Source organism: Aeromonas sp. R10-2 (genome assembly GCF_040908445.1).
Classification (GTDB): Bacteria; Pseudomonadota; Gammaproteobacteria; order Enterobacterales; family Aeromonadaceae; genus Aeromonas; species Aeromonas veronii.
In genome coordinates this window covers 1-7,138 of record NZ_JBFODS010000094.1, presented here as the reverse complement: position 1 = coordinate 7,138, position 7,138 = coordinate 1, and the positions used below count along the sequence as shown (strand labels likewise).

Here is a 7,138-nt window from a genome sequence, read left to right as displayed (position 1 = left end):
CATATACAGGACCTTAAGAAAACACTTCATTTGAAATTCCTTCTAAGGTCCTGTTCTGTATCGATTTTCGCTGCTTGGTTCGACGGGCATTTTTCGCCAAGTAAACGGCAGCCCATTCCAGACGCTCTCTTATTTCCACCAACACCCGATGAGCCACCGCTTCCAATAACGGGAACCACCAGGTTCCGCTATTTTTCGCCGCTTTCAGTGTGGATAAACCGTCCCCCATCAGCGTCTGAGCTACCCGTCTTTTCATCACCAGCGACAACAGGCTGGCCCACACCAGCCCCTCGGCAATGGCTTTCTGACCTGTCACAAAGCCCTTGAGCCGGTTGTGCGACTTCCACTCCTTAAACAGCAGCTCCACCTGCCAACGACAGCGGTACAGGCTCATCACCCGCTCTGCTGGCCATGCCTCTCGTGGCAGATTGGTCATCCAGATACAGAACCGTTTCTCCTCGGCAAACCAGCGTCGGATCAGCCGATACTCGAACTTGCCCGATTTCACCACCATATCCAGTACCTCTGCCCGACAGTGCCGCCGTCCAGCATCCTTGAGTGACAGGCCCGCCAGCTTCGGCACTTCCCGTTCGTCACCGCGCCATGCCCGGATAATCTTCGGGTTCAGGCTCTTACTACCCCTGACCAGATAGAAACCGCCCGCCTCGTTTAGTTTCGCAAAGTAGGCCATATCGATGTAACCCGCGTCCGCCAACAGCAGGCTGTTATTGAGCCGCTCGGGCTCAGGCAGGAACTGGCGCTCTGACGCCGTATCGGCAGAGACCTGCATGCAAACTGGACTTTGCTCCAATAGAGACATGAGCATATGACACTCGATTGCCGCCGGGCTAATGGTCTTGAACCTTCCCGGAAACACTTCGGCCAGGCTTTTGTGGACGGCAAAGGAAGTACCATCCTGCAACAACACCTGTTTGAATGCGCCAAGGGATGCAGTCTTCATCTGTTGGCCGATACGCAAGGCGATAGCCCGTTCAACCAGCGCCTTCATGAACAGGGCGAACGACGCTTTGCGCAACTGGTTGTGAAAGGGCTTGTAGGAAACCTGATGGGCATCAACCAGTTGCAAGGCATTGAAATGATGGTGCAATCCAGCGATACCATCGACCTGGTCGCAGCCAAGTGCCCGCAAGAGTGCAGTCACCAGCATGGCAGGCGTAATGGCTCGTTTGCGCAAGCAAAATTGGCAGTCACGGGCAATGCGGTCGAGTTCGGCAGGAGAGAGAAGTTGCTCAAGATAGTGGTTGGCATCGATAATGGTCATGGCTTCGTGCGTGGCGGTTTTGTTTGGCGATAAAATCAGATCACAATCGAAGCCATTTTTATATCTATTTCAATTGGTTGCTGCTAAAGATCCTGTACATGAAGAGACAATACAAGGACACAAGACAAGGGGAGGGTGGTCAGAGGCCGCTTGCCCCCTGAGCCCCTGTCGATCATCCCGATGCATGGGGGTTGTACTGCGTCGGCACCTGCCGGTTTTGCATAAATCACCGGCTAGCCAACTCTTTTGCCCTGAAATGGCGCTTTTCGTACTGATAATCTTGGTTTTTTGGCGTTTTGGCCGCCTAAAAGAGGGCTATGCCATAAAAAATTCAAAAAACTTCTTTACCAGTGACCAATGCGTGAGTAAACTTCGTCGGCAATATTTTACACCCCCACTTCCTCAACGGTGAGATATTGCCATGCTCAGGATTGCCAAAGAAGCGTTAACCTTCGACGATGTACTGTTGGTTCCCGCCCACTCCGAAGTTCTTCCCAATACTGCCGATCTGCGTACCAAGCTGACCTCCGCCATCAGCTTGAACATCCCGATGATTTCCGCTGCCATGGACACAGTGACCGAAGCCCGTCTGGCTATCGCACTGGCCCAGGAAGGCGGTATCGGCTTTATCCACAAGAACATGTCCATCGAGCAGCAGGCTGCCGAAGTGCGCAAGGTCAAGAAGTACGAGAGCGGCGTGGTCACTGACCCCGTTACCGTGCGCCCTGACATGACCATCGCCCAAATCAAGGAGCTGAGCCACAAGAATGGCTTCGCCGGTTACCCCGTGGTGACTGACGGCAATCAGCTGGTCGGTATCATCACCGGCCGTGACGTGCGATTCGTGATTGACCTCTCCCAGACCGTTGAACAGATCATGACCCAGAAAGATCGTCTGGTCACCGTGCGTGAAGGGGCCCCTCGCGAAGAGGTGGTTGCCCTGATGCAAAAGCACCGTATCGAAAAAGTGCTGGTGGTGAACGCCGACTTCAAACTCAAGGGCATGATCACCGTTAAAGATTTCCAGAAAGCCGAGCGCAAGCCCCACGCCTGTAAAGATGACAAGGGTCGTCTGCGGGTCGGTGCTGCGGTCGGTGCCGGTGCCGGTAACGAAGAACGCGTCGCTGCGCTGGTGGAAGCCGGTGTTGACGTGCTGCTGATCGACTCTTCCCACGGCCACTCCCAGGGCGTGCTGGATCGCATCAAGGCCACTCGTGACGCCTATCCGGATCTGCAGATCATCGGTGGCAACGTGGCGACCGCCGCGGGCGCCAAGGCGCTGGCTGCTGCCGGTGTCAATGCGGTCAAGGTCGGTATCGGCCCGGGCTCCATCTGTACTACCCGTATCGTGACCGGCGTGGGTGTGCCCCAGATCACCGCCATCTCCGACGCCGTTGACGCGCTGGAAGGCACCGGTATTCCGGTGATTGCCGACGGCGGTATCCGCTTCTCCGGCGACATCGCCAAGGCCATCGCCGCGGGCGCCAGCTGCGTCATGGTGGGCTCCATGTTCGCCGGTACTGAAGAAGCGCCGGGCGAGATCGAGCTCTATCAGGGTCGCTCCTTCAAATCCTACCGTGGTATGGGTTCCCTGGGCGCCATGTCCAAAGGCTCCAGCGACCGCTACTTCCAGACCGACAACGCCGCCGACAAGCTGGTGCCGGAAGGTATCGAAGGCCGCGTGCCGTACAAGGGTCGCCTCAAAGAGATCATCCACCAGCAGATGGGCGGCCTGCGCTCCTCCATGGGCCTGACCGGCAGCGCCACCATCGACGAAATGCGCACTAAAGCTGAATTTGTGCGCATCTCCGGCGCCGGGATGAAAGAGTCCCACGTCCACGATGTGACCATTACCAAAGAAGCCCCCAACTATCGGATGGGCTGATAAAACGGGGCCCTGCGCCCCGTTTTTCCACCCTTTTTTTATCCCGTGCCCTTTGTGACAACATCAGCCTGATGCAGGAATAAAATGACTAAAGACATTCACCAGCACCGTATCCTTATCCTCGACTTCGGTTCCCAGTACACCCAGCTGATCGCCCGCCGTGTGCGCGAAATCGGCGTTTACTGCGAACTGTGGGCCTGGGATGTGACCGAAGAGCAGATCCGCGAATTCAATCCGAGCGGCATCATCCTCTCCGGCGGCCCCGAGTCCGTCACCGAAGCGGGCAGCCCGCGCGCCCCCGAGTATGTGTTCAACGCCGGTGTCCCTGTGTTCGGTATCTGCTACGGCATGCAGACCATGGCCGAGCAGCTGGGTGGCAAGGTGCAATCCTCTACCGAGCGTGAATTCGGTTACGCCAAGGTGGAAGTGCTTGGCGAAGCTGGTAAGAGCAGCGCGCTTTTGCGCAACATCGAAGATGCCATCGCCGACAACGGCAATGCCCTGCTGGATGTCTGGATGAGCCACGGTGACAAGGTCACCACCATTCCGGCCGACTTCACCACCATCGCCCAGACCCCGACCTGCCCGCACGCGGCCATGGCGTGTGAGGCCAAGCGCTTCTACGGCGTGCAGTTCCACCCGGAAGTGACTCACACCCGTCAGGGTGCCCGCATGCTGGAGCACTTCGTCAAAGACATCTGCGGCTGCGAATGCCTCTGGACCCCGGCCACCATCATCGACGACGCCGTTGCCCGCATCCGCGAGCAGGTGGGTGACGATGAAGTGATCCTCGGCCTCTCCGGTGGTGTCGACTCCTCCGTGGTTGCCATGCTGGTGCACCGCGCCATCGGCGATCGCCTGACCTGCGTCTTCGTGGATAACGGTCTGCTGCGTCTGAACGAAGGCGAGCAGGTGATGGAGATGTTTGGTGACCACTTTGGTCTGAACATCGTCAAGGTCGATGCCGAAGATCGCTTCCTCTCCGCCCTGGCCGGTGTTGACGAGCCGGAAGCCAAGCGCAAGATCATCGGCCGCGTCTTCGTTGAAGTGTTCGACGACGAAGCGAAAAAGCTGAAAAACGCCAAGTGGCTGGCGCAAGGCACCATCTATCCGGACGTTATCGAATCCGCTGCCAGCAAGACCGGCAAGGCCCACGTCATCAAGTCTCACCACAACGTCGGCGGCCTGCCGGAAGAGATGAAGATGGGTCTGGTCGAGCCGCTGCGCGAACTGTTCAAAGACGAAGTGCGCCGCGTTGGCCTCGAGCTGGGTCTGCCCTACGACATGCTCTACCGTCACCCGTTCCCGGGCCCGGGTCTGGGTGTGCGCGTCCTTGGCGAAGTGAAGAAAGAGTACTGCGATATTCTGCGCCGCGCCGATGCGGTCTTTATCGAAGAGCTGCGCAAAGCCGACCTCTACAACCAGGTCAGCCAGGCGTTCGCCGTGTTCCTGCCGGTGCGCTCCGTTGGCGTGATGGGCGATGGTCGCAAATATGACTGGGTTATTGCGCTTCGCGCCGTCGAAACCATCGACTTTATGACTGCCCACTGGGCTCACCTGCCGTACGACTTCCTCGGTCACGTATCGAACCGCATCATCAACGAGATCAACGGTATCTCCCGCGTGGTGTACGACGTCTCCGGCAAGCCGCCTGCAACCATCGAATGGGAATAAGCGGCGCGCGCCCTTCTGCCCTTCGAGCATAAAAATGCAAAAAGACGCCCTTGAGGCGTCTTTTCTTTTCTCAATCGTTTGCGCCACATATCTTCTTTTTTCGAGCAGCTTTTTCGCCACCTTGCCCCTGTCATATGTGACAGGGGCATTTTTGCGATCTCGCACTAGGCTCTCTCATGCCAATTGAGCCTGCTGTCAACAGCGGCTTGTGGAAAGGGGGAGGGCTGATCCAGTTGCAGATAGCTGCGCAAATTTGCTCATCGTCATCGCGCCGACCGGCAGTGATGGCACCCCGGTGGAGACCGGAAACCACTTGAATCAACGGGGCGCAGCCCGAACGGCCAAACGAGTCGGGATCATAGAGCACGGAGAGTTTGATATGTCAGAACAAGCAGTGTTGGTGGGTGGATGGACCGCATATCACAAGCTGACCGCCGAGGATCAGGCGGTATTTGACCAGGCGCTGAAAGGATTTGTCGGGGTGCAGTACGTACCCTTTGAAGTCTCCACTCAAGTGGTGGCTGGCACCAACTACCGCTTCAAGTGCAAGAGCACTGTGCCGCTTGCCAAACCGATCCATGGCGAAGCCGTGGTGCAGATCTTCAAATCACTGGACGGGGATGCCCATATCACTTCCATTACCCCGATTTGATTGGGTGGTGGGGCAAGGTGGGGAGGGGGAATAACCTCCAACCTTTTTGCTCAAAGTCCTTAAAATAAGAAAGACGCCTTAGGGCGTCTTTCTTATTTCCACCACCAGTTATCTCTGATGCATGGTCAGCATTTGTACTTATTGATTAATTTGTTGATCTTGATCGGGAAACTATCATCATCTGCTTTTGCTTATCTGTCTTGCTCGCTAGGATATCCGTCTGGATATTATCTCTTTGGAGTCACCGATGAATCAAACCAGAGACATCGCGTTGATCAAAAGCTGCAAACTAGATGCTCTCTGGTGGTAGCTTGGCTGTTATTCTGGAACCGTGTGAGCAAGCCGCATCAGTGGGCGTCACAGTGAATGGAGGCGTATGAGATGGTGGTTCCAGTATCAGCAGACTTTTTTGTACGGTTGCTGTAGTGATACAAGCGCATAACGGTACTGACTTATTTACTGAGGCGGGATTTGATGGCGCTTTCCGTAGCTGACTCCTCAACTGCTTTTTATAGAGTGGCAATTGTAGAGCAAAAAGAAGAAGTCAATAGAATACGTCTGGACACCCGTGATATTTTGGCAATGCTTTGATTTAAAATAATTTTTTAGGTGGTTGTGAAGATAATGCAGAGTTATACGAAAGACTCGGCTATTGGATTAATACCGCCTTTCATCTAGTCACTATTAGCTCTTTAAGGTGAGTTTGTGAAGTCAGTAGATAAATGCCCTATATGTTCAAATTTTCGTGATTTACCTAGTCACTTATATGAGTTGTCTGAGTTTTGTAGATTCTTAGATAATAGAAATGAGTATGAAAGGCATGATGTTACCGTCATTCCGCACCTGATTTTGCTATTTTCAGTGCTTGACGGCGATCGGCCGTTCTGATCTATTACTCTCTTTTGCAGGTAGATCATCATGGCCGCACCCGCTATCTCGATCCGTAACCTCGATCACCTTGGTTTGGTCGCCGCACTCTGCCAGGAACTGGGCATTGCCCGCATGATCGATGCCTTGCTCCCCAAAACCCCGCCTTTCAAGGTCTCACATGGTGAAGCCTTGGTCGCCATGATAGTGAACGGCCTCGGCTTTCACAGCAGCACCCTGCACATGTTCCCGCAATTCTTCGCTAACAAGCCGGTTGAGCGCCTGATTGGCCCCGGGATCTGTGCTGATGACCTCAATGATGATGTGCTCGGTCGCTGTCTCGATGCCCTCTTTGAGGCCGATGTCAGCGCCTTGTATCAGGTGATGGCGGCGCAAGTTGTCGAGCGGCTGGGGCTCAAAAGCACCGCAGTGCACCTCGATATTACCAGCTTCCACGTCGATGGCGCCTATGACTGTGCCGATGGGGATCTGGTCGGTAAGCTGCAACTGGTGCGTGGTTATAGTCGTGATCACCGGCCAGAGCTGAATCAAGTGATCCTTGAGCTCATCTGTGAAAATCAGGCCGGCCTACCTGTCTATATGCAGGCCCTGAGCGGCAATAGTAATGACACCAAAGCCTTTGCCCAGACCGTTCGTCGCCATTTGAGCAGTCTCAAGGCCGCGCAGGAGTGCCGTTATCTGGTCGGCGATGCCGCACTGTACTGCGCCGATACCTTGCAATTACTGGCGCAACAGCAGCAACTATTTGTGACCCGGG

Annotated in this window: 4 protein-coding genes and 1 pseudogene; 4 read left to right on the top strand and 1 reads right to left on the bottom strand. The window is 55.3% G+C overall.

All coding sequences use genetic code 11. The features are described from left to right. Positions 1-13: 13 nt before the first annotated feature. Positions 14-1,282 (bottom strand): IS4-like element ISAeme4 family transposase, encoded by a 1,269-nt coding sequence (locus tag AB5Y97_RS18345; RefSeq protein ID WP_041206016.1) that lies wholly within the window; start codon positions 1,280-1,282, stop codon positions 14-16. Positions 1,283-1,703: 421 nt separating this feature from the next. Between AB5Y97_RS18345 and guaB the strand changes: the two genes are divergently transcribed. The 4 genes and pseudogenes from guaB to AB5Y97_RS18325 form a co-directional block, all read left to right on the top strand. Then, positions 1,704-3,167: an IMP dehydrogenase gene (gene guaB, locus AB5Y97_RS18340; RefSeq protein WP_201946901.1), complete on the top strand. Its 1,464-nt coding sequence runs from the start codon at positions 1,704-1,706 to the stop codon at positions 3,165-3,167. An 84-nt stretch (positions 3,168-3,251) separates the two neighbouring features. Further along, positions 3,252-4,841 carry a glutamine-hydrolyzing GMP synthase gene (gene guaA / locus AB5Y97_RS18335; protein ID WP_201946899.1) on the top strand — a complete coding sequence of 530 codons (1,590 nt, stop codon included), beginning with the start codon at positions 3,252-3,254 and terminating at the stop codon, positions 4,839-4,841. A gap of 379 nt (positions 4,842-5,220) precedes the next feature. Beyond that, positions 5,221-5,493 (top strand): hypothetical protein, encoded by a 273-nt coding sequence (locus AB5Y97_RS18330; RefSeq protein ID WP_005337011.1) that lies wholly within the window; start codon positions 5,221-5,223, stop codon positions 5,491-5,493. Positions 5,494-6,411: 918 nt separating this feature from the next. Further along, positions 6,412-7,138 (top strand): annotated as a pseudogene (locus tag AB5Y97_RS18325) (IS1634-like element ISAs25 family transposase); the annotation flags it as partial.

Coding starts and splice junctions, on each gene's coding strand:
- AB5Y97_RS18345 (WP_041206016.1), bottom strand. CDS start 1,282: ATGACCATTATCGATGCCAACCACTATCTTGAGCAACTTCTCTCTCCT.
- guaB (WP_201946901.1), top strand. CDS start 1,704: ATGCTCAGGATTGCCAAAGAAGCGTTAACCTTCGACGATGTACTGTTG.
- guaA (WP_201946899.1), top strand. CDS start 3,252: ATGACTAAAGACATTCACCAGCACCGTATCCTTATCCTCGACTTCGGT.
- AB5Y97_RS18330 (WP_005337011.1), top strand. CDS start 5,221: ATGTCAGAACAAGCAGTGTTGGTGGGTGGATGGACCGCATATCACAAG.